Origin of the sequence: Kitasatospora sp. GAS204B (assembly GCF_029892155.1) — a bacterium.
Taxonomy (GTDB): Bacteria; Actinomycetota; Actinomycetes; order Streptomycetales; family Streptomycetaceae; genus Kitasatospora.
In genome coordinates this window covers 194,749-213,750 of the sequence record NZ_JARZAG010000009.1, presented here as the reverse complement: position 1 = coordinate 213,750, position 19,002 = coordinate 194,749, and the positions used below count along the sequence as shown (strand labels likewise).

The following is a 19,002-nucleotide window of genomic DNA, read 5'->3' as shown; positions in this document are numbered from 1 at the left end:
ATTCTTGACCTTCGGCGTGTCTACGCCACGCTCCCGAGCACATCACCTCCCGGGCCTTCGCGAGAAGGAGCGGGGGAGGCTGCTGTGTCCATACCCAGCGGCTGGCATCGAGAGTTCCGAACCGAGTTGTGGAAAGCAGGTACCGCATGTACGCGATCGTTCGCGCCGGCGGCCGCCAGCACAAGGTCGCCGTGGGCGACGTGCTGGAGATCGACCGTATTGACGTCAAGCCGGGTGACTCGGTGGAGCTCTCGACCATCCTGATCTCCGACGGTGACGCGGTCACCGTCGACCCGTGGGTGCTGGCCGGCGTGAAGGTCCACGCCGAGGTCGTCGACCACACCAAGGGTGAGAAGATCGTCATCCTCCGTTACAAGAACAAGACCGGCTACCGTCGGCGCCAGGGTCACCGCCAGCGCCACACCGCCGTCCGCATCACCAGCATCGACTCCGCGAAGTAAGTAAGGGGATAGCGAGATGGCACACAAGAAGGGCGCAAGCTCTACCCGCAACGGCCGTGACTCGAACGCCCAGCGCCTCGGCGTGAAGCGCTTCGGCGGTCAGGTCGTCAGCGCCGGCGAGATCCTGGTCCGCCAGCGTGGCACCCACTTCCACCCGGGTGCGGGCGTCGGTCGCGGTGGCGACGACACCCTGTTCGCGCTGACCGCCGGTGCGGTTCAGTTCGGCAACCGTCGCGGCCGCAAGGTCGTCAACATCGTGGCCGTCGAGGCCTGATCCAGCTCTTCCGCTGGGTCCTGTGCAGGGTGGATCGGGTCTCTCCGGTCCACCCTGCACGCATTTCAGAGAACTCCTGTTCTCTCACCCTGTTTGTCAACTGGAGGCACCGCTCATGACCACCTTCGTGGACCGCGTCGAACTGCACGTCGCCGCGGGTAACGGAGGCCACGGCTGCGCCTCCGTGCACCGGGAGAAGTTCAAGCCGCTCGGCGGTCCTGACGGTGGCAACGGCGGTGAGGGTGGCAGCGTCACCCTGCTGGTCGATGCCAACATCACCACCCTGCTCGAGTACCACCACTCGCCCAAGCGCAAGGCCGGCAACGGCAAGCCGGGCGCGGGCGGCCACCGCACCGGCTCCAACGGCGAGGACATCGTGCTGCCGGTGCCGGACGGCACCGTGGTGCTGGACCGGCAGGGCAACGTGCTGGCCGACCTGGTCGGTCACGGCACCAGCTTCGTCGCCGCGGCCGGCGGTCGCGGCGGGCTCGGCAACTCGGCGCTCTCCTCCGCCCGGCGCAAGGCCCCCGGCTTCGCGCTGCTCGGTGAGCCGGGCGAGGCCCGCGACATCGTGATGGAGCTCAAGTCCGTCGCCGACGTCGCCCTGGTGGGCTACCCGAGCGCCGGCAAGTCCTCGCTGATCTCGGTGCTCTCGGCCGCCAAGCCGAAGATCGCGGACTACCCGTTCACCACCCTGATCCCCAACCTCGGCGTGGTCACCGCCGGCGACACCGTCTACACCGTCGCCGACGTGCCCGGGCTGATCCCCGGCGCCAGCCAGGGCAAGGGCCTGGGCCTGGAGTTCCTCCGGCACGTCGAGCGCTGCTCCGTGCTGGTGCACGTGCTGGACTGCGCCACCCTGGAGCCCGGTCGCGACCCGCTCACCGACCTGGAGACCATCGAGTCCGAACTCTCCCAGTACGGCGGCCTGGACGACCGGCCCCGACTGGTCGCGCTGAACAAGATCGACGTGCCGGACGGACAGGACATCGCGGACCTCACCCGCGCCTCCCTGGAGGAGCGCGGCTACCGGGTCTTCGAGGTCTCCGCCGCCTCCCGCGCGGGTCTGCGCGAGCTGAACTACGCGATGGCCGGCATCGTCGCCGAGGCGCGCGCGGCCAAGCCGATCGAGGAGGCCACCCGGATCGTGCTGCGGCCCAAGGCCGTTGACGACACGGGCTTCACGGTCACCGAGGAGGACGGCGCCTACCGGGTGCGCGGCATCAAGCCGGAGCGCTGGGTGCGCCAGACCGACTTCGCCAACGACGAGGCCGTCGGCTACCTGGCCGACCGGCTGGCCCGGCTCGGCGTCGAGGACAAGCTGTGGAAGGTCGGCGCCCAGGAGGGCGACACCGTCATCATCGGTCCCGACGAGAACGCGGTCGTCTTCGACTGGGAGCCGACCATGGCCGCCGGTGCCGAGATGCTCGGCCGCCGTGGCGAGGACCACCGGTTCGAGACGCCCCGCCCGGCCGTCGACCGCCGCCGGGACAAGCAGAAGGGCCGGGACGCCGCCGAGAGCGAGTACCTCGCCTTCGAGGCGCTCTCCTCCGGCCGCGCCGCCGAGCTGGACGAGGGCGACGACGAGGACTGACCGTCCACCGGGTGAAACCCGCTACGGGCCGGTCCGGGATTTCGCGTAGATTGCGCGGGAGACCGGACCGGCGCAGCGAGGAAGACCGATGAGCGATCAGACCCCCCTGACCGATCCGACGCTCCGTCAGGACGTGCTGACCGCCCGCAGGATCGTGGTCAAGGTCGGGTCCTCCTCGCTCACCACGGCGGCCGGCGGACTGGACGCGGACCGGGTGGACGCGCTGGTCGACGCCGTCGCCAAGGCGTTGGCCAGGTCCGGCGCACCGGAGATCGTGCTGGTCTCGTCCGGCGCGATCGCGGCCGGGCTGGCGCCGCTCGGGCTGGACCGCCGCCCCAAGGACCTGGCCCGCCAGCAGGCGGCCGCCAGCGTCGGCCAGGGACTGTTGGTGGCCCGCTACGCCGCCTCCTTCGCCCGCTACGGCCTGCGGGTCGGCCAGGTGCTGCTCACCGCCGAGGACGCCAGCCGCCGCGCCCACTACCGCAACGCCTACCGCACGCTGGACCAGCTGCTCGCGATGGGCGCCGTCCCGGTGGTCAACGAGAACGACACGGTGGCCACCGCCGAGATCAAGTTCGGCGACAACGACCGGCTGGCCGCGCTGGTCGCCCACCTGGTCCGGGCCGACCTGCTGATCCTGCTCTCGGATGTGGACGGCCTCTACGACGGCGACCCCGGTAAGGCCGGCACCCGGCGGATCGCCGAGGTGAACGGCCCGCACGACCTCCAGGGCATCGAGATCGGCAGCGCCGGCAAGGCAGGGGTGGGCACCGGCGGCATGGTGACCAAGGTCGAGGCGGCCCGGATCGCCACCGGCGCCGGGATCCCGGTGGTGCTCACCGCCGCCCGGCACGCCGCCGACGCGCTGGCCGGGCGCCCCACCGGCACGCTCTTCACCCGCACCGGCGCGCGCACCGCCGACCGGCTGCTCTGGCTGGCCCACGCGAGCAGCCCGCGCGGCGCCCTGCACCTGGACGAGGGCGCGGTGCGCGCGGTGGTCGAGGGCGGCAAGTCGCTGTTGCCGGCGGGCGTCACCAAGGTGGACGGCGAGTTCGCTGCGGGCGATCCGGTCGACCTTCTTGCCGAAAACGGCCACATCGTCGCTCGTGGCCTGGTCAACTTTGATGCGAGGGAGCTGCCGCGCCTGCTCGGCCGGTCGACTCGGGACCTGGCCCAGGAGCTCGGTGCCGCGTACGAGCGCGAGGTCATCCACCGGGACGACCTGGTGGTGCTGCGCGGCTGACGGTCCGTCCGGTGGCGGCGGGCGGGCACAGACCGAAGCCGGGCACAGACCAACGCCGAACAGGAGGCCGCCGGTGGGACGTTGGGGCGACCGAGCGCTGCCGGAGGTGGCGGAGGAGGGCGGTGCCACCGTCCATCAGCTGCGGCTCGGCTACGACGGCGGGAACGACGGGCAGGACGGGGACGGTGCCGAGCAGGGCCGGCTCTGGCACGTGGTGCTCAGCGTGGCGGGGGAGGTGACCCCGCTGGTTCCGCTGCGCGCGGGGCTGGAGCGGCTCGCCCACGACCACTCGTTCTTCCTGACCGCCCGCTACGCCGCCGACCACGCCGAGATCCGCTACTGGGAGCAGGCCCGCGACCTGCACGACGCGGCGGCCATCGCGCTGCGGCTCTGGGGCGAGCACAAGGCCAGCGCCAAACTGCCGCCCTGGGAGATCGTCGGGCTGGAGGTGGTCGACCGGGCCACCTACCACCAGCGGATCGCCGAAGGGTTCGGGCAACCGCCGTCCCAGTTGGGCGGCGTGCACCCGTACTGAGAAGCGGATGTCTCACTGGGTGACGGTGGCGAAGTCGGCGGCCGCCCGGTCGCTACCCTTCAGAGCATGACCATCGACAGCCCCGTCCTCGCCACCGCGCGCCGCGCCCGTACGGCCGCCGCCGCGCTCGCTCCGCTGCCGCGCTCGGCCAAGGACGCCGCGCTGCTGGCGATCGCCGATGCGCTCACCGGGCGGGCCGCGGAGATCACCGCCGCCAACGCCGAGGACGTCGCCCGGGCCGTGGCGGCCGGTACGCCCGACTCGGTGATCGACCGGCTCACCCTGACCGAGGAGCGGATCGCCGCGATCGCCGCCGACGTGCGCAGCGTGGTCGGCCTGCCCGACCCGGTGGGCGAGGTGGTGCGCGGCTACACGCTGCCCAACGGCCTGGACGTGCGGCAGGTCCGGGTCCCGCTCGGCGTGGTCGGCATCATCTACGAGGCCCGCCCGAACGTCACGGTGGACGCCGCCGCGCTCTGCCTGAAGTCCGGCAACGCGGTGCTGCTGCGCGGCTCGGCCTCCGCCTACCGGTCGAACACCGCGCTGGTCGCGGTGCTGCGCGACGCGGTGGCCGCCGCGGGGCTGCCCGCCGACGTGATCCAGCTGGTGCCGGGCGAGAGCCGCGAGTCGGTGACCGAGCTGATGCGGGCCCGCGGCCTGGTCGACGTGCTGATCCCGCGCGGCGGAGCCTCGCTGATCAAGACCGTGGTGGAGGGCTCCACGGTGCCGGTGATCGAGACCGGCACCGGCAACTGCCACGTCTACGTGGACGCCGACACCGACCTGGCGATGGCGGTCGGCATCCTGCTCAACTCCAAGACCCAGCGGGTCAGCGTCTGCAACACGGCCGAGACGCTGCTGGTCCACCAGGCGGTGGCCGCGGAGTTCCTGCCGCTCGCGCTGGCCGCGCTCGCCGAGGCGGGAGTGACCGTGCACGGCGACGAGGAGGTGCGGAAGCTGGCGGCCGGCTCGCCCGCCACCGTGCTGCCCGCCACCGACGAGGACTGGGGCGCGGAGTACCTCTCGCTGGACCTGGCGGCCGCCGTGGTGCCCTCACTGGAGGCCGCGGTCGAGCACATCCGGCGCTGGTCCTCCGGCCACACCGAGGCGATCGTGACCACCTCGCAGGCCGCCGCCCGCCGCTTCACCCAGCTGGTCGACTCGACCACGGTCGCGGTCAACGCCTCCACCCGGTTCACCGACGGGGGTGAGTTCGGCTTCGGCGCCGAGATCGGCATCTCCACCCAGAAGCTGCACGCCCGGGGACCGATGGGCCTGCCGGAGCTGACCTCGACCAAGTACATCGTCACCGGTGACGGACACCTGCGCGGCGCCCCCGCCCCGAGTGTCGGCGGCTGATCGGCCTACGCCGCGCCGGCCCAAGTGCCGGGAGCCACAGACAAATCGCGCGCCCGGTAATACGCTGATTCCCGTGGCTGAGGATGTGGGGGGCTCGCCGTACTCCGACGGCGCCGACCACGGTGGAGCGGACGACGAGTTCGCCACCGTGGTCCTTGACGAGGCCTTCATCAGATCCGCCGCGGTCCACGAGCCGAGTGCCAAGGAGCGGCAGCTGGCCGCCGCCGAGGCCCGCAACGAGCCGGAGCCGGGCGCTGCCGGCCGGGCCGTCGAGTTCGGCGCCGACCGGTACGACGGGCTGCCGCTGGAGCTGCGGCCGCACCCCGCCGGCCTGGAGGACGACCGGATCTACACCGATCCCTGGGTCGGCGCCGGCCGGCGCGCCGTGCGCTGGCCCGGTTACGGGCCCCGGACGGGCGCCCGCGGGCAGGTCGCGCAGCAGCGCTGGCACCGGCCGCTGGCCTGGGTGCTGGTGATCGTGATGGGGATCAGCCTGGTGGCCGTCGCGGTCGCCTCGGTCTACCGGGGGACCGGCGGTGCCCCCGCACGGCGTCCCGAGGTCGGCACCAGCCGCTCGGCCTCGCCGGCGCCGCCCGCCGGCGTCGGGGCCGTCGCCAGCGCCCCGGCGAGCGCGGGCGCCGGTGTCCTGCCCACCGGCTGAGCGGCCCGGCGCGATGAGCGGATCCGCGCTCGGATCCGTTGCGTCCGGGCCCTCGTTCAGAGGCTGTCTCCGGCTCTACCCTTGAGTTATGGGTGACCCGGGTGAGCCTCCGGAGGGTGTGCCCGAGGGCGGTTCCGGAAGCGAGGACGAATACCGATCCGTCGTTTTCGACGAATCATTCGTCCGGGCTGCCCGGATCACCGAACTCTCGGCGGAGGAGCGCCTGGGCGGCGCCCCGCAGGCGGTCCGGCACAAGCTCGGCGGCCGGATGTTCGGCACGCTGCCGCGCCAGGCGCTGACCCTGCTGCTGCTCATCGTGCTGGCCTTCGGGGCCGCCGTGTACTTCGGCGTCACCGCCCCGCAGCGCGACGCGGGCGGGGCGGGCGGCGCCCAGCTGACCGCCGAGCTGACCGTCCTCACCCCGGCCTCCGGCGGCGTGCCGGCGGCCGACCCGAGCAGCCCGTTCGCCTCACTCGCGGCCGCGACGGGCTTCGCGGACGGCAGCGCGGGCCTCGGCCTGCCTGCCGCCCGCACCGCGACGGCGCACTTCAGCCAAGCCCAGGTCAGTGCGGCCGTCGACACCGTGAGCCGGTACCTGACGGCCTCCGAGCTGGCCCCCGCGGTCCTGGTGCAGGGCCAGACCGCCGCGGTGCGAGCGTTGCTGGCACCCGACGAGCAGGGCCAGTTCGACCAGAGCCTGACCGCCCCGGTCGACGACCAGCACCACAGCGCGACCGGCTGGATGGTCCGGTTCGACCCGATGAAGATCGGGCTGGCCACCGACACCGTCAAGGTGGCGGGCAGCGTGAAGGTGGCCGAGCTGGACCCGGGCACCCTGGAGGTCACCACCGACCACACCCTGGTCTACGCGCTGCGCCCGGCCGGCGCGGCGACCAACGGCCCGGTCAGCCTCTACACGGTCCGCCGTGAACTCCGCTTCGACCTGGGCATCACCGACATCGCGAACGGGCAGGTGCACGTGGTCGACTCGGCGCAGCAGGCCGGACCGAGCGCCTGCGGCGCCGCGCAGGCCGAGTACCTGCAGCCGCTGCCGGTCGGCCCCGCCGGGCCGGCCGTCGGGCCGCCCCCCGCGGTGAACCCGGCCGACCACGCGCAGCCGGCCTGGCAGAGCTGCGCGGTGATGACGGCACCGAGCGGCTGACGCCCCGCTCGGCGCGAGGCGCCAACTGCGAGGCGCCGATTGCTCGGTGCCGTCAGCCGCTCGGCCGGCGGTTACTCGCGCGGCTCGTCCTGCGGGGTGCCGCCGGGGGTCTTCGCGCCGGTGAAGGTGTCGCGGAGCTTGCCGCCCACCGAGCCGGCGCCGTCCGCGATGTCCCGCAGCAGGGAGAAGAAGGGGTCCTTGCTCTCCTTGATCGACTTGCCGTACGAGTCGGCGGCGGCCCGCCACTGGTCGGCCACGCTGGCGTCCGGGTCGTCGGCGCGGCGCGGGTAGGCGCCGGCCATGATCGAGCGGTACTCCTCGCTCTCCGACCACTGCTTGAGCCTGGCGACCCGGACCACCGCGAACGGGTGGGTCTGCGGCAGCACCTGAAGCAGCTTCAGCACGCCGTCGCGCAGGTCGCCGGCCTTCTCGTACTCCTCGGCCTGCTCCAGGAAGGCGTCCACGTTCATCTCGCCGAGGTTGTGGCCGCCCGCCAGCTTCATCAGGCCGCGCATCGAGGCCTGCGGGTCCTGACCCGCCAGCAGGCCGGCCCGGTCGCAGGAGAGTTCGGCCTTGCGGAACCACTCCTTGAGCGCGGTGACCAGCGCCATGATCGCCAGGTTGCCGAGCGGTATCCAGCCGACCCGGGCGGCCAGGTTGGTCAGGATCAGCAGCATCGTCCGGTAGACCGCGTGGCCGGACATCGCGTGCCCGACCTCGTGGCCGATCACGGCCCGCAGCTCCTCCTCGTCCAGCAACTCGACCAGCCCGGTGGTCAGCACGATCACCGGGGTGTCCATGCCGATGCACATCGCGTTGACGGTCGGGTCCTGGGTCACGTACAGGTCGGGGACCTGCTCCAGGTCCAGGACGTAGGCCGCGTCCCGGACCATGTTGAAGATCTCCGGGTACTGGCGCTCCGAGGTCTTCACCGCGGTGGCCAGGAACATCAGCCGCATGCTGCGCTCGGAGACCAGGCCGGCCAGCTTCTTCAGGATGTCGTCGAACCCGGACAGCTTGCGCAGCGCGACCAGCGCCGAGCGGTCCGCCGGGTGCTCCCAGGCCCGGGTGGAGATCCCGGGGAAGCGCTCGCGGCGGCGGCTGGGCGTGCCCGGGGTGCCGCCCGGCTGGGTGGAATCGATCATGTGCTGAGTACCTCCTGCTCGACGCCGGTCCCGGCCCTTCGCCGGCCCCCGCTGGATCCGTCTGCTTCAACGTCCGCGTGCGCGTACTCGTCCCCGGATCGCGGGGATGACACCCGGATGCCGTCGACCGCGCCGGATCGGGGGCGGTGCGTCGTGCCGGGGAGTCGCCGGTTTACCCTGGCTTCCGATATGTCACACCCTCCCCGAGGAGCCCGCCGATGTCCCCCGACGCCCTGGTGAACCTGGCCGCGATCTCCGGCGGTCCCGGTCCGGGCCTCTTCCTGCGCCTGGTGGTGCTCGGTTCCATCGTGGGTGTCTGCCTGCTCGCCTGGATCCTGGTCCGAGCCGGTCGCGACAACTGACGCCTCACCTGCTGTCAGACGCGGGGAGCCGCCGCGCGGTTGCGAGTAAGGGCCTCGTAAGATGAGGGGTGCGGGCCGAAGCGGCTCGCCGGGACCCGCGTCCTGGCCCCCACCGAGTCGAGAAGGCCCTGCCGAACATGACCGCTAGCGCTCTGCCCGCACTGACCCGTCTCGCCGAGGGCGGCGGCCACGACAGCCTCAACCCGCTGCTCACCGGCGGCAGCGCGCTGTTCATCCTGCTGATGCTGCTCTTCCTGGTCACCCGCTTCAACAAGGACCGCTAGGTCGGCAGAGCGCGCGAGCGAAGAGGGAGCGCCCCGGACGGCGGGACGCTCCCCTCGACGCATCCGGTGGCGCATCCGGTGGAGCATCCGGCCCCGGCGGACGCGGCAACCGGTCGCCGCTCGGGCTGGGCGGCGGGTCGCCGAGCGGGTCGCGTAAGGTGATGCGCCATGGGAGAGAGCAGGCCGACGACGGGGCCCGGGCGCAGAAAGCGTCTCGGTGTGATGGGCGGCACCTTCGACCCGATCCACCACGGGCACCTGGTCGCCGCCAGCGAGGTGGCCAGCGCCTTCCACCTGGACGAGGTGATCTTCGTCCCGACCGGGCAGCCCTGGCAGAAGAGCGGCACGAGCGTCTCGTCCGCCGAGGACCGGTACCTGATGACGGTGATCGCGACCGCCGAGAACCCGCAGTTCTCGGTCAGCCGGATCGACATCGACCGCAGCGGCGCGACCTACACCGTCGACACCCTGCGCGAGCTGCGGGCCCAGCACCCGGACGCCGACCTCTTCTTCATCACCGGTGCCGACGCGCTGGCCCAGATCCTCACCTGGCGCGACGCCGAGGAGCTCTTCTCGCTCGCCCACTTCATCGGCTGCACCCGTCCCGGGCACACCCTCACCGCCGCCGGACTGCCGGCCGGTGGGGTCTCCCTGGTCGAGGTGCCGGCGCTGGCGATCTCCTCCACGGACTGCCGGCTGCGGGTGGCCAAGGGTGAGCCGGTCTGGTACCTCGTCCCGGACGGCGTGGTGCGGTACATCGACAAGCGGGCGCTCTATCTGGACGCCGGGTGAGCCGGAGGAAGACCTTGAGGGATGGCGTGACGGCAGACCACCAAGGGCCCGAGGACGGCGACTGGTCCACCGGGCAGTACCCGCAGCAGCCGTATCCGTACGACCCGTACCAGCAGCAGTACGGGTCGTACGAGCAGCCGCAGGGCTATGCCCAACAGCCGTACCAGGACCACGGCTACCAGGAGCAGGGCTACCAGCAGCAGCCCGGGTACGACCCGTACCAGCAGTCCGGGTACCAGCAGCAGGCCTACCAGCAGCCGGGGTACGACCCGTACCAGCAGCAGACCTATCAGCAACCGGTCTACGAGCAGCCGGTGCACGAGCAGCCGGTGTACGAGCAGTCCGGGTACCAGCAGCAGGTCCCGCCCGCGCTCGCCGCACCGGCGCCCGCGCCCGTCCGGCCGGCCCCACCGCGGCCGCGCCCCGCGCCGGCGCCCGCGGCTGCTGCGCCGACCGTGCCCGACGAGCCCTCCGAGCAGGTGGGCGGGCGCCGCGCGGCCGCCAAGCCGGCCCGGGCGAGTGACCAGGACGCTTACCAGACAGGCGAGTTCACCTTCGTCGACGAACCGGCGGAGGAGACCGAGGACGTCATCGACTGGCTGAAGTTCGCCGAGTCGCGCACCGAGCGGCGCGACGAGCGTCGCCGCAAGCTGCGCAATCGGCTGATCGGCGGCGCGGTCGCGCTGGCCCTGGTGGGCGGCGGCACGGTGGGCTACCTCTTCTTCACCGGCGCGCTGGGCAACTCCCAGTCGGCCGCCGCGGCGGTCGGCCAGCGCAGCGTCGTCGTGGTCCACCTGCGCGACCTGCAGGGCAAGGTGAGCAGCGTGCTGCTGGTCAACGACGCGGCCGGGCACAAGGGTTCGATGCTGCTGCTGCCCGACACCCTGCAGCTGCCGACCGCCGGCGACAGCCCCACCACCCAGCTGGGCAGTGCGATGGACTCGGTCGGCCCGGCCTCCACCCGGGAGGCGCTGGGCAACCTGCTCGGCGCCCCGGTGGCCGGCACCTGGCGGCTGGACACCCCCTACCTGCGGCTGCTGGTCGCCCAGCTGGGCGGCATCAAGGTGGACACCAACGCGGCGGTCAACGGCCCGGACGGCAAGCCGCTGGTCGAGCAGGGCCAGGGGCGGATGCTGACCGGCGACGCCGCGGTGGCCTACGCGACCTACCAGGCGCCGGGCGAGAGCCGCGACGCCCAGCTGAACCGCTTCGGCCAGGTGCTCTCCGCGGTGATCGCCACCATGCCCACCACGCTCTCGGACGCCACCGACGACGTCCACAAGATGGGCGCCGTGCTCGACCCGTCGCTGCCGGAGAAGGCGCTGGCCGGTCTGCTGGTCGAGCTCTCCCAGCAGGCGGCGGCCGGGCACTTCGGCACCACCGAGCTGCCGGTCCAGCCGGACGGCACGCTGGACCAGGCCAAGGTCGCCCCGGTGGTCAAGGAGGTGCTCGGCAGCACCGTGCACCTGGCCGTCGCGACCAGCGCCCCGGCCCGGGTGAGCATCGTGGACGCCACCGGCAGCGGCGGCACCGCCGACGCCCAGGCCGCCCAGGTGCAGGTGGTCAACGCCGGGCTGACCTTCGTCCCCGGCGGCAGCACCGCGGCCACCGCGCAGGCCACCTCGGAGATCGACTACACCGACGACGGCCGCCAGGCGACCGCCCAGTCGCTGGCCACCACCCTGGGCCTGCCGGCCGGTGCGGTGAAGAAGGTCGGCACCGCGCAGACCGCGGACATCGTGGTGGTGCTGGGCAAGGACTACCAGCCGCCCAAGCAGTAGCCGGGCGGTGCGCCCGCGAGCCCGGCCGGAAAACTCCGGCCGGGCTCGCCGTGGTGGCGTGAGATCCTGGAGACGGAAATTCATGTCATCAAGCCGGAAGAACATCGTGACCGCAACCGAACACTCGCAGGAACTGATCAACGTCGCCGCCCAGGCCGCGGCCGACAAACTCGCGCACAACGTGATCGCCTTCGACGTCAGCGAGGTGCTGGCGATCACCGACGCGTTCCTGATCGCCTCCGCCGCCAACGACCGCCAGGTCAAGGCGATCGCCGAGGAGATCGAGGACCAGCTGCGCGAGCAGCTCGACGTCAAGCCGGTGCGCCGTGAGGGCGAGCGCGAGGGTCGCTGGATCCTGCTCGACTACCTGGACATCGTGGTGCACGTGCAGCACTCCGAGGAGCGCTCCTTCTACTCGCTGGACCGGCTCTGGAAGGACTGCCCCGAGCTGCCGCTGCCGGCCGACGCGCTGGCCACCCGCAACCGTCCCGAGGACGCCGCGACCGACGAGGCGGGCAACGCCGTCGGCTTCATCCAGGACTTCAGCTGAGCAGCCGCGCGGGGGGACCGCGGATCGTCTTCTGGCGGCACGGGCAGACCTCCTGGAACCTTGATTCGCGGTTCCAGGGCAGCACCGACATCCCGCTCACCGAGCACGGCCGCGGCCAGGCCCGGCGCGCGGCCCGGCTGCTCGCGGGTCTGCGCCCCGACCTGCTGATCTCCTCCGACCTGCAGCGGGCCGCGGACACCGCGGCCGAGCTGGCCACGCTGGTCGGCCTGGAGGCGCAGCTGCACGAGGGCCTGCGGGAGACCTACGCGGGCAGCTGGCAGGGCCTGACCCACGCCGAGATCCGCGCGCGGTACCCGGAGGAGTACGCGGCCTTCGGTCGCGGCGAGCCGGTCCGGCGCGGTGGCGGCGAGCTGTCCAGCGAGGTCGCGGACCGCTCGGTCCCGGTGGTGCTGGACGCGTTCGAGAAGCTGCCGGAGGACGGCACGCTCGTGGTGGTCAGCCACGGCGGCACCATCCGCACCATGCTCGGCCGGCTGCTCGGCCTGGACCCGAGCCTGTGGGAGTGCTTCGGCGGGCTCTCCAACTGCTGCTGGTCGGTGCTCGGCCAGGGCGCGCGCGGCTGGCGGTTGCTGGAGCACAACGCGGGAACGCTGCCGGAGCCGGTGATCGGTGACGAGAGCTGAGTGCGGTGGGCCGGGCACCGGTGGGATTTCGTCATTCCGGGTCTGACCAGCTAGAGTCTTCCTCGTTCGCAGGAGAGAACGCGGCCCGGCAGGGCGGCGCGGGATCCTGGGAGTGCGGGGCTGTAGCTCAGTTGGTAGAGCGCTTGCATGGCATGCAAGAGGTCCGGGGTTCAATTCCCCGTAGCTCCACTCCGCACCAGCGGTCCTCGCGGGCCGTGCGTGTCGCGGGGCTGTAGCTCAGTTGGTAGAGCGCTTGCATGGCATGCAAGAGGTCCGGGGTTCAATTCCCCGTAGCTCCACAGCGCATCGAAGGCCGGTACCGTCAGGTACCGGCCTTCGGCGCTTTCCGGTTCAGTGCCCGTGGTCGGTCACCGGCGCGTCCGGGTGCGCGGTGACCCAGGCCATCCGCTCCCGGTCCAGCTCCGTCTCCGGGGTGTAGACCACCATGTACAGCTCGGGCGCGCCCGGCATGGTCAGGTAGGCGGCCTGGACCCGGATCTCGCCCGCGCCGGCGTGCCGGAACACCTTGAGCGCGGTCCTGGCCGGCGCCACCTGCTGGGTCGCCCAGAGCTCGCGGAACCGGGGGCTGGCGGCGGACAGTTCGCGGACCCACTCCTCCCAGGCCGGTTCGCCGATGTGCGAGGCGTAGGCGGCGCGCATCACCCCGACCATCCGGGGCAGTTCCTCGTCCCGGTTGAGGAACGGGTTGCAGCAGTCGGGCACGGTGAAGGCGCACCACATCGAGTTGCGCCGGCCGCCCGGCGCCACGGTGCGGGTGGCGCCGGGGAAGAGCGCGTCGTAGCCGGCGTTGAAGGCGAGCACGTCGAAGCGGCGGTTGCAGATCGCGGCCGGCATCGGCGTCAGGCCGTCCAGGATCACCTGCATCGTGGGATCGACGGCCAGGCAGCTGAGGCCTGCCAGCTCGTCGCCGGGCAGGCCGGCCAGCCGGAACAGGTGCGTGCGCTCCACCGCGTCGAGCAGCAGCGCCCGGGAGACGGCGGACATCACCTGCTCGCTGGCGTTGATCGGCCGCCCCTGTTCGAGCCAGGTGTACCAGGTGACCCCGACCCCGGCGAGCTGCGCCACCTCCTCACGCCGCAGGCCCGGGGTGCGGCGGCGCAGGCCTGGCGGCAGGCCGACGTCCTCGGGGGAGACCCGGGCCCGGCAGGCCTTGAGGAAGGCCGCGAGCTCGGTCCGGCGGGCTCGCGCCTGGCCTGCGCCGGCGGTGGTGGCGGGTGCCTCGGCAGGGGTGTCCAGCACGGTCATGGCTCCATCCTGACGTAGTTGTCCGGGCTTTGGGAGGTAGTGCCGGTACCAGGATCAGCAGGCTCTAACCACCAGTATCACGACCCCGGCAGGCTGGTCCCCATGACGGACCTTCAGACCGCGCGGTCACCACGGACCGCCCGCACCACCACCGCGGACGCCCCCGTCCCGGCCGCCGCGTCCGGCGGCCACCGCCGCCCCGGCCTGCTGCTCGGGCTCATCCTCACCGGCCAGTTCATGGCCGTGCTGGACGTGGCGATCGTGAACGTCGCGGTGCCGACCATGCGCACCGACCTGCACGCCTCGGGCGCCGGACTGCAGTTGGTGATCGCCGGCTACACCATCGCCTACGCGGTGCTGCTGATCACCGGTGCCCGGCTGGGTGCCAGGTTCGGGCACCGGCTGCTCTTCCAGAGCGGTCTGGTCGGCTTCACCGCCGCCTCGCTGCTCTGCGGTCTGGCCCAGGACACCGGGAGTCTGATCGCCTTCCGGCTGCTGCAGGGCGCGGGTGCCGCACTGATGGTGCCTCAGGTGATGAGTCTGATCCAGAAGACCTTCAGCGGTCCGGCCCGGGCCAGGGCACTGGGCATCTACACCGCGGTGCTGGCCGGTGCCACCGTGGTCGGGCAGGTGCTGGGTGGCCTGCTGGTGAGCGCGGATCTCTTCGGCTCCGGCTGGCGCCCCGTCTTCCTGGTCAACGTGCCGATCGGGCTGGTGCTGCTGGCGGCCGGGCACCGGCTGCTGCCCGAACTGCCGGTGGACCGGGAGCGCCGCTTCGACCTGGTGGGCCTGCTGGTGCTGGCGCTGGCGATCGGGCTGCTGGTGGTGCCGCTGGTGCTCGGCCACGAGCTGAACTGGCCGCTCTGGGGCTGGCTGATGCTGGCCGGCTCGGCGTCGGCCTTCGCCGCCTTCGTGGTGGTCGAGCGCCGGATCGCGGCGCGCGGCGGCCAGCCGCTGATCCACGGCCGGGTGCTGCGGGCACCGGGCCTGCTGCCGGCCGCGGTGGCGATCTTCCTGATCATGCTCAACTTCGCGGGCTTCATGTTCGCCTTCGCCCTGCACCTGCAGGCCGGCCTCGGCTTCAGCCCGCTGCACGCCGGACTGGTCTTCGGCCCGCTGGCGGTCGGCTTCGGGGTGGCCGGCCTGCACTGGCAGCGGCTGCCCGAGCGGCTGCACCTGTCGCTGCCGGTGCTGTCGCTGCTGGTGATCGCGGGCGGCTATCTGGCGCTCGGTCAGCTGCTGCGCTCTGGCGGCCGGCTCGGCGTCGGTGCGGATCTGCTGCTGCTGGTGATCGGGATGTCCTCCGGCAGCGCCTACAGCCCGCTGTTCGCCCGGGCGTTGAACCGGGTGGCGGCCGCCGACGCGGCGGATGCCAGCGGGGTGATGGTGACCATGATCCAGCTGGGGCAGGTGGTCGGGGTGGCGCTGGTCGGCACGATCTTCCTCAGTTCGGTGAACTACCCGGCGCCGGCCGCGGCCTCGGGCCACGCGCTGGCCGTGACCACCTTCGCGACGCTGGTCTGCGCCGCGCTGGCGGCCGGCTTCGCCTTCCGCACGCGCCGCGCGGCGCTACCCGGTTAGTCCGACCCGGGGTCCGTAGGTGTCCCGTCCCCGCCCCTCTCGGGTGGGGGCGGGGAATGGATTCGTTAACCGTCCCGTCGACCGTGTAAAGTAAGACCTGTCGCCGCGGGAGACCGGGGGCGGCAAAAAAATGCACATGGGGCTGTAGCTCAGTTGGTAGAGCGCTTGCATGGCATGCAAGAGGTCCGGGGTTCAATTCCCCGTAGCTCCACAGTGAACCGCAGGGCGCTCGGGACATCTCCCGAGCGCCCTGCGGCGTGTCCGGCCGCGGCGCCGTCGGACTTAGTCGCTGTCCGCTGTCGGAGCGACCGCCGCCGGGTCGGCCGGCCGGTCGGCGTCAGGCCGCCGCCGGCCGCCTGGTCAGCCGCGGCAGCACCGCCGCCGCCACCGTCACCGTGCCGAGCACCAGGAACGCCGTCCCGTACGAGGAGCGCGCCGCCAGCTCCGAGACCAGCAGCGGTCCGGCGATCCCGGCCAGGCTCCAGCCGATCAGCATCAGCCCGTACACCCCGCCCGCGTGCGCCAGCCCGAAGAAGTCCGAGGCGACGGCCGGCATGGTGGCGAAGCCGCCGCCGAAGGAGAGGCAGACCAGCGCCGCGAGCGGGAAGAACAGCTCGGGCGAGGCCACCTGGGAGAGCGCCAGCAGGCACAGGCCCTGCGAGGCGAGCATCAGCACGAACGCGTTCAGCAGCCCGGTGCGGCCCGAGAGCCAGCCCCAGAGCGGCCGGCCCACGGTGTTGAAGACGCCGAGCGCACCGGTCAGCGCGGCGGCCGCGGTCGGGCTCAGCCCGGTCAGGCTGCCGGCCGCCGGGGCGATCACCGCGAGCATGCTGATCCCGGCCGCGGTGTTGAAGAAGAGGATCAGGGTCAGCAGGTACCACTGCCGGGTGCGCAGCGCCTGGGCCGGCCGGTAGCCCATCGTGGTGGCGCCCGGGCCGCGCTGGGCGGGCACCGGCTGCGGCTGCGGCGGGTTCCGGAAGAAGGCGGCGCCGGTCAGCGTGGTCACCAGGAACAGCCCGCCGAGCACCAGCAGTGCCCGCACCGGGTTCGCCGCGAAGTGCGCGACCAGCAGCCGGGTGAGCGGCGCGCTGAGCACCGAGCCGAGCCCGAAGCCGCCGGTGGCGATCGCGGCGGCCAGCGCCCGGTGCCGGGGGAACCAGCGCTGCAGCAGGGTGGTCGGCACGATGTAGCCGAGTCCGAGGCCCACCCCGCTGACCACGCCGTAGCCGAGCAGCACCAGCCAGAAGTCGTCCCGCCCGTGGGCGCAGCCGGCCAGCAGGAAGCCGCCCGCGTAGAGTGCCCCGGCCAGCAGCGCGATCCCGCGCGGCGGCCGTCGGCTCATCAGTGTCCCGCCCAGCACGGTGCCGAGGAAGACCAGCGCGTGTGCGGTGGCGAACGGCAGCCCGGCCTCGTCCCGGCCGAGGGCGAAGCCGTTGCCCCGGGACTGGAGGCCGGCCGACAGGATGCTCCAGGAGTACACCGACCCGTAGGCCAGCTGGTTGAGGACCACGGCGGCGGCCACCAGGCCCCGGCGGCGGCCGATCCGCCGGCCGATCCGCCGGCGGGACCTGGGTGGGGCGGGGGTGGCGAGGCCGGGGCGGGGGAGCAGGGCGGACTGGGGCAAGAGGATCACCGTTTCTCGAGGGTGGAGGATTCCGGGTGTCCTACGCTGCGTGACCGCATCCGGTTACGCCGGGCTGCGGCAGCCGACCCTGAGCTGGTGAAACCGCTGGACCGTTCGGCCCTGTCCGATACGCGCGGTGATGCCGCCCTGAAGTCTCCCGGATCTCCGCGCGATGGCCCCCGGGTGCTGCCCCGAGCCCGCTACCGTCGGGCCATGGCCGATCTCGCCCGCAAGCGCAACGAAGAGCTCGCCCGGATACTGCATCAGCTCTCCTGGAGCCCCGAGCGGCTGGCCCGCGAGGTCAACCAGGTGCTGCCCGTCGGACTGTCGATCAGCCAGACCGCCCCGTACAAGTGGCGCGACCGCGGCATGGTGCCGCGGGCGCCGCACGACCAGGCGGTCTGCGAGGTGCTCAGCCGCGCGGTGGGGATCGCGGTCACCTACGGCCAGCTGTGGGGGCGGATGGGCAGCAACCGCGGCGCCAAGGTGCTCTCCGCCCGGCTGCTCACCGACCCGTGGACGGCCGACACCGCGCAGACGGCGCTGCGCGAGGCGGGCGCGCAGGCCGCCCCGGTGCGGCTGACCGACCTGTTCCGCGGTGCGGAGCTGGCCGCGGCGGTCGAGCACTGGGCCAGCGCGCCCCCGCCGCTCACCGGCGGCGAGGGCGCGCTGCGGGTGACACCCGGACAGCTGGCCGACCTGCGCCTCGGCTACCAGGGCAAGCGGCGGCTGGCCCAGGCCTGTGGCGGCGGGCTGGTGCTCGACCCGGCCAGGGCCGAGCTGTCGATGGCCGGCAAGCTGCTCGAACTGGGGGGCTACGCCGAGGACGAGCGGCTGGGCCGCGCGCTCTACGGGGCAGCGGGACGGCTGGCCCGGCTGGTCGGCTGGGCGGCCGCCGACCTCGGGCAGGAGGCGGCCGCCCAGCGCTCCTACGTGGCGGCGCTGCGGGCCGCGCACGTGGCCGGCGAGCCGCGGCTGGCGATGAGCGTGGTAGGTGGCCTCGCGGTTCAGGTCACCTACCAGGGCACCGCGCGGGGCCTGGATCCGGCCGCGCTGCTCGGGCAGGCGCTGGCGGCGGTCGGCGACCAGCTGACGCCCCATCAGCAGGCCCGCCAGCTGGGCCGCCTGGCGCTGGCCCGGGCCCGCGCCGGACAGCGGGCGGGCGCCGAGGACGCCGCCGAGCGGGCCCTGGCGCTGCTCGCCGGGGAGGGCGGCCCGCGGCGCGCCGAGCTGCTCGGCCTGGTCGGCGGCGCGTACCTGTTCCTGGACGAGCACGAGCCGGCCCGGCCGATGCTGACCGAGGCGGCGGCCGGCGCTGCCGGTGCCCGGGCCCGGGCCCTGCTGCTGATCCGGCTGGCCGACTCCTGGCACCGCACCGGCGACCGGGACCGCGCCGTCGAGGCCGCCGGCCAGGCCCGCCGACTGGCCGCCGGCATGCAGTCCCAGGTGGTCGCCCGGGCACTGCGCGAGTTCGACGCGGCGGCCGGGCCGGCGAGGGGGTCGGCGGTCGGCGGCCGGGACGGCGAACAGCGGCTCGACTGAGCCCCGTCGACCCGTCCGGGCTCGGGGCGACCGCCACGCCCGGGGCACGGCTGCGGTACCCTGCTGCCATGCGAACCGTGCGCCTGCTCCTTAGCCGGCCGCGCTGACCAGGACCGGCCGACCCCAGCGGGCCATGCCGGAG

19 protein-coding genes and 3 tRNA genes are annotated in these 19,002 nt (G+C 73.1%); 19 read left to right on the top strand and 3 right to left on the bottom strand.

The genetic code is table 11. From position 1 onward, the window contains the following. Positions 1–146: 146 nt before the first annotated feature. The 8 genes from rplU to P3T41_RS15275 all read left to right on the top strand — a co-directional run bounded on the left by rplU (position 147) and on the right by P3T41_RS15275 (position 7,289). Positions 147–461, top strand: a complete 315-nt coding sequence (gene rplU, locus P3T41_RS15310; RefSeq protein WP_280690379.1) for a 50S ribosomal protein L21 — start codon at positions 147–149, stop codon at positions 459–461. A gap of 16 nt (positions 462–477) precedes the next feature. Then, entirely contained in the window at positions 478–735 is a 258-nt protein-coding gene (gene rpmA / locus P3T41_RS15305) for a 50S ribosomal protein L27 (protein WP_030058248.1), read from the top strand. A 115-nt stretch (positions 736–850) separates the two neighbouring features. Further along, the gene (obgE, locus tag P3T41_RS15300; protein WP_280690378.1) at positions 851–2,329 is read left to right on the top strand and encodes a GTPase ObgE; all 1,479 of its coding nucleotides are present in this window, start codon (positions 851–853) and stop codon (positions 2,327–2,329) included. Positions 2,330–2,417: 88 nt separating this feature from the next. Next, positions 2,418–3,572, top strand: coding sequence for a glutamate 5-kinase (gene proB / locus P3T41_RS15295; RefSeq protein ID WP_280690377.1), 1,155 nt, complete (start codon positions 2,418–2,420; stop codon positions 3,570–3,572). Positions 3,573–3,711: 139 nt separating this feature from the next. Beyond that, on the top strand, positions 3,712–4,107 hold the full coding sequence (locus P3T41_RS15290) for a hypothetical protein (RefSeq protein ID WP_280690435.1): 396 nt from the start codon (positions 3,712–3,714) through the stop codon (positions 4,105–4,107). 66 nt (positions 4,108–4,173) lie between these two features. Continuing rightward, positions 4,174–5,466 (top strand): glutamate-5-semialdehyde dehydrogenase, encoded by a 1,293-nt coding sequence (locus tag P3T41_RS15285; RefSeq protein WP_280690376.1) that lies wholly within the window; start codon positions 4,174–4,176, stop codon positions 5,464–5,466. Positions 5,467–5,539: 73 nt separating this feature from the next. Next, entirely contained in the window at positions 5,540–6,127 is a 588-nt protein-coding gene (locus P3T41_RS15280) for a hypothetical protein (RefSeq protein ID WP_280690375.1), read from the top strand. An 88-nt stretch (positions 6,128–6,215) separates the two neighbouring features. Beyond that, on the top strand, positions 6,216–7,289 hold the full coding sequence (locus P3T41_RS15275) for a hypothetical protein (protein ID WP_280690374.1): 1,074 nt from the start codon (positions 6,216–6,218) through the stop codon (positions 7,287–7,289). A gap of 71 nt (positions 7,290–7,360) precedes the next feature. On the opposite strand, the gene P3T41_RS15270 is transcribed toward P3T41_RS15275, so the two are convergent. Next, positions 7,361–8,434 (bottom strand): M48 family metallopeptidase, encoded by a 1,074-nt coding sequence (locus P3T41_RS15270; protein WP_280690373.1) that lies wholly within the window; start codon positions 8,432–8,434, stop codon positions 7,361–7,363. Positions 8,435–8,652: 218 nt separating this feature from the next. Between P3T41_RS15270 and P3T41_RS15265 the strand changes: the two genes are divergently transcribed. From P3T41_RS15265 to P3T41_RS15230, 8 genes are all read left to right on the top strand, one after another. Beyond that, the gene (locus tag P3T41_RS15265) at positions 8,653–8,796 is read left to right on the top strand and encodes a hypothetical protein (RefSeq protein WP_280690372.1); all 144 of its coding nucleotides are present in this window, start codon (positions 8,653–8,655) and stop codon (positions 8,794–8,796) included. A gap of 137 nt (positions 8,797–8,933) precedes the next feature. Continuing rightward, positions 8,934–9,080: a hypothetical protein gene (locus P3T41_RS15260; protein WP_266297835.1), complete on the top strand. Its 147-nt coding sequence runs from the start codon at positions 8,934–8,936 to the stop codon at positions 9,078–9,080. 168 nt (positions 9,081–9,248) lie between these two features. Beyond that, complete coding sequence (nadD, locus tag P3T41_RS15255; protein WP_280690371.1) at positions 9,249–9,872, top strand: nicotinate-nucleotide adenylyltransferase; 624 nt, start codon at positions 9,249–9,251, stop codon at positions 9,870–9,872. Positions 9,873–9,898: 26 nt separating this feature from the next. Then, positions 9,899–11,653 carry an LCP family protein gene (locus tag P3T41_RS15250; RefSeq protein ID WP_280690370.1) on the top strand — a complete coding sequence of 585 codons (1,755 nt, stop codon included), beginning with the start codon at positions 9,899–9,901 and terminating at the stop codon, positions 11,651–11,653. Positions 11,654–11,759: 106 nt separating this feature from the next. Beyond that, positions 11,760–12,203, top strand: a complete 444-nt coding sequence (gene rsfS, locus P3T41_RS15245) for a ribosome silencing factor (RefSeq protein ID WP_280690369.1) — start codon at positions 11,760–11,762, stop codon at positions 12,201–12,203. Continuing rightward, on the top strand, positions 12,200–12,847 hold the full coding sequence (locus tag P3T41_RS15240; RefSeq protein WP_280690434.1) for a histidine phosphatase family protein: 648 nt from the start codon (positions 12,200–12,202) through the stop codon (positions 12,845–12,847). The genes rsfS and P3T41_RS15240 overlap by 4 nt, the downstream gene beginning before the upstream one ends. 116 nt (positions 12,848–12,963) lie before the next feature. Next, a tRNA-Ala gene (locus tag P3T41_RS15235) sits at positions 12,964–13,036 on the top strand. A 37-nt stretch (positions 13,037–13,073) separates the two neighbouring features. Next, a tRNA-Ala gene (locus P3T41_RS15230) sits at positions 13,074–13,146 on the top strand. A 52-nt stretch (positions 13,147–13,198) separates the two neighbouring features. Here P3T41_RS15230 and P3T41_RS15225 read toward each other — a convergent pair. Then, a complete protein-coding gene (locus tag P3T41_RS15225; protein ID WP_280690368.1) occupies positions 13,199–14,113 on the bottom strand; it encodes a helix-turn-helix transcriptional regulator in 915 nt (304 codons plus the stop codon). Between the two features lie 102 nt (positions 14,114–14,215). Between P3T41_RS15225 and P3T41_RS15220 the strand changes: the two genes are divergently transcribed. Both P3T41_RS15220 and P3T41_RS15215 read left to right on the top strand, forming a co-directional pair. Then, positions 14,216–15,694, top strand: a complete 1,479-nt coding sequence (locus tag P3T41_RS15220; protein ID WP_280690367.1) for an MFS transporter — start codon at positions 14,216–14,218, stop codon at positions 15,692–15,694. Between the two features lie 138 nt (positions 15,695–15,832). Further along, a tRNA-Ala gene (locus P3T41_RS15215) sits at positions 15,833–15,905 on the top strand. A gap of 126 nt (positions 15,906–16,031) precedes the next feature. Here the strand turns inward: P3T41_RS15215 and P3T41_RS15210 are convergent. Continuing rightward, on the bottom strand, positions 16,032–17,318 hold the full coding sequence (locus tag P3T41_RS15210) for an MFS transporter (protein ID WP_280690366.1): 1,287 nt from the start codon (positions 17,316–17,318) through the stop codon (positions 16,032–16,034). 213 nt (positions 17,319–17,531) lie between these two features. Here P3T41_RS15210 and P3T41_RS15205 point away from each other — a divergent pair, with 213 nt between their 5' ends. Further along, the gene (locus P3T41_RS15205) at positions 17,532–18,860 is read left to right on the top strand and encodes a hypothetical protein (RefSeq protein ID WP_280690365.1); all 1,329 of its coding nucleotides are present in this window, start codon (positions 17,532–17,534) and stop codon (positions 18,858–18,860) included. Positions 18,861–19,002 lie beyond the last annotated feature (142 nt).

Excerpts from the sequence above, each read along its gene's own strand:
- obgE (WP_280690378.1), top strand. The coding sequence starts at position 851 with ATGACCACCTTCGTGGACCGCGTCGAACTGCACGTCGCCGCGGGTAAC.
- rpmA (WP_030058248.1), top strand. The coding sequence starts at position 478 with ATGGCACACAAGAAGGGCGCAAGCTCTACCCGCAACGGCCGTGACTCG.
- proB (WP_280690377.1), top strand. The coding sequence starts at position 2,418 with ATGAGCGATCAGACCCCCCTGACCGATCCGACGCTCCGTCAGGACGTG.
- P3T41_RS15220 (WP_280690367.1), top strand. The coding sequence starts at position 14,216 with ATGACGGACCTTCAGACCGCGCGGTCACCACGGACCGCCCGCACCACC.
- P3T41_RS15225 (WP_280690368.1), bottom strand. The coding sequence starts at position 14,113 with ATGACCGTGCTGGACACCCCTGCCGAGGCACCCGCCACCACCGCCGGC.
- P3T41_RS15260 (WP_266297835.1), top strand. The coding sequence starts at position 8,934 with ATGACCGCTAGCGCTCTGCCCGCACTGACCCGTCTCGCCGAGGGCGGC.
- P3T41_RS15270 (WP_280690373.1), bottom strand. The coding sequence starts at position 8,434 with ATGATCGATTCCACCCAGCCGGGCGGCACCCCGGGCACGCCCAGCCGC.
- P3T41_RS15275 (WP_280690374.1), top strand. The coding sequence starts at position 6,216 with ATGGGTGACCCGGGTGAGCCTCCGGAGGGTGTGCCCGAGGGCGGTTCC.
- P3T41_RS15285 (WP_280690376.1), top strand. The coding sequence starts at position 4,174 with ATGACCATCGACAGCCCCGTCCTCGCCACCGCGCGCCGCGCCCGTACG.
- P3T41_RS15205 (WP_280690365.1), top strand. The coding sequence starts at position 17,532 with ATGGCCGATCTCGCCCGCAAGCGCAACGAAGAGCTCGCCCGGATACTG.
- rplU (WP_280690379.1), top strand. The coding sequence starts at position 147 with ATGTACGCGATCGTTCGCGCCGGCGGCCGCCAGCACAAGGTCGCCGTG.
- P3T41_RS15265 (WP_280690372.1), top strand. The coding sequence starts at position 8,653 with ATGTCCCCCGACGCCCTGGTGAACCTGGCCGCGATCTCCGGCGGTCCC.
- nadD (WP_280690371.1), top strand. The coding sequence starts at position 9,249 with ATGGGAGAGAGCAGGCCGACGACGGGGCCCGGGCGCAGAAAGCGTCTC.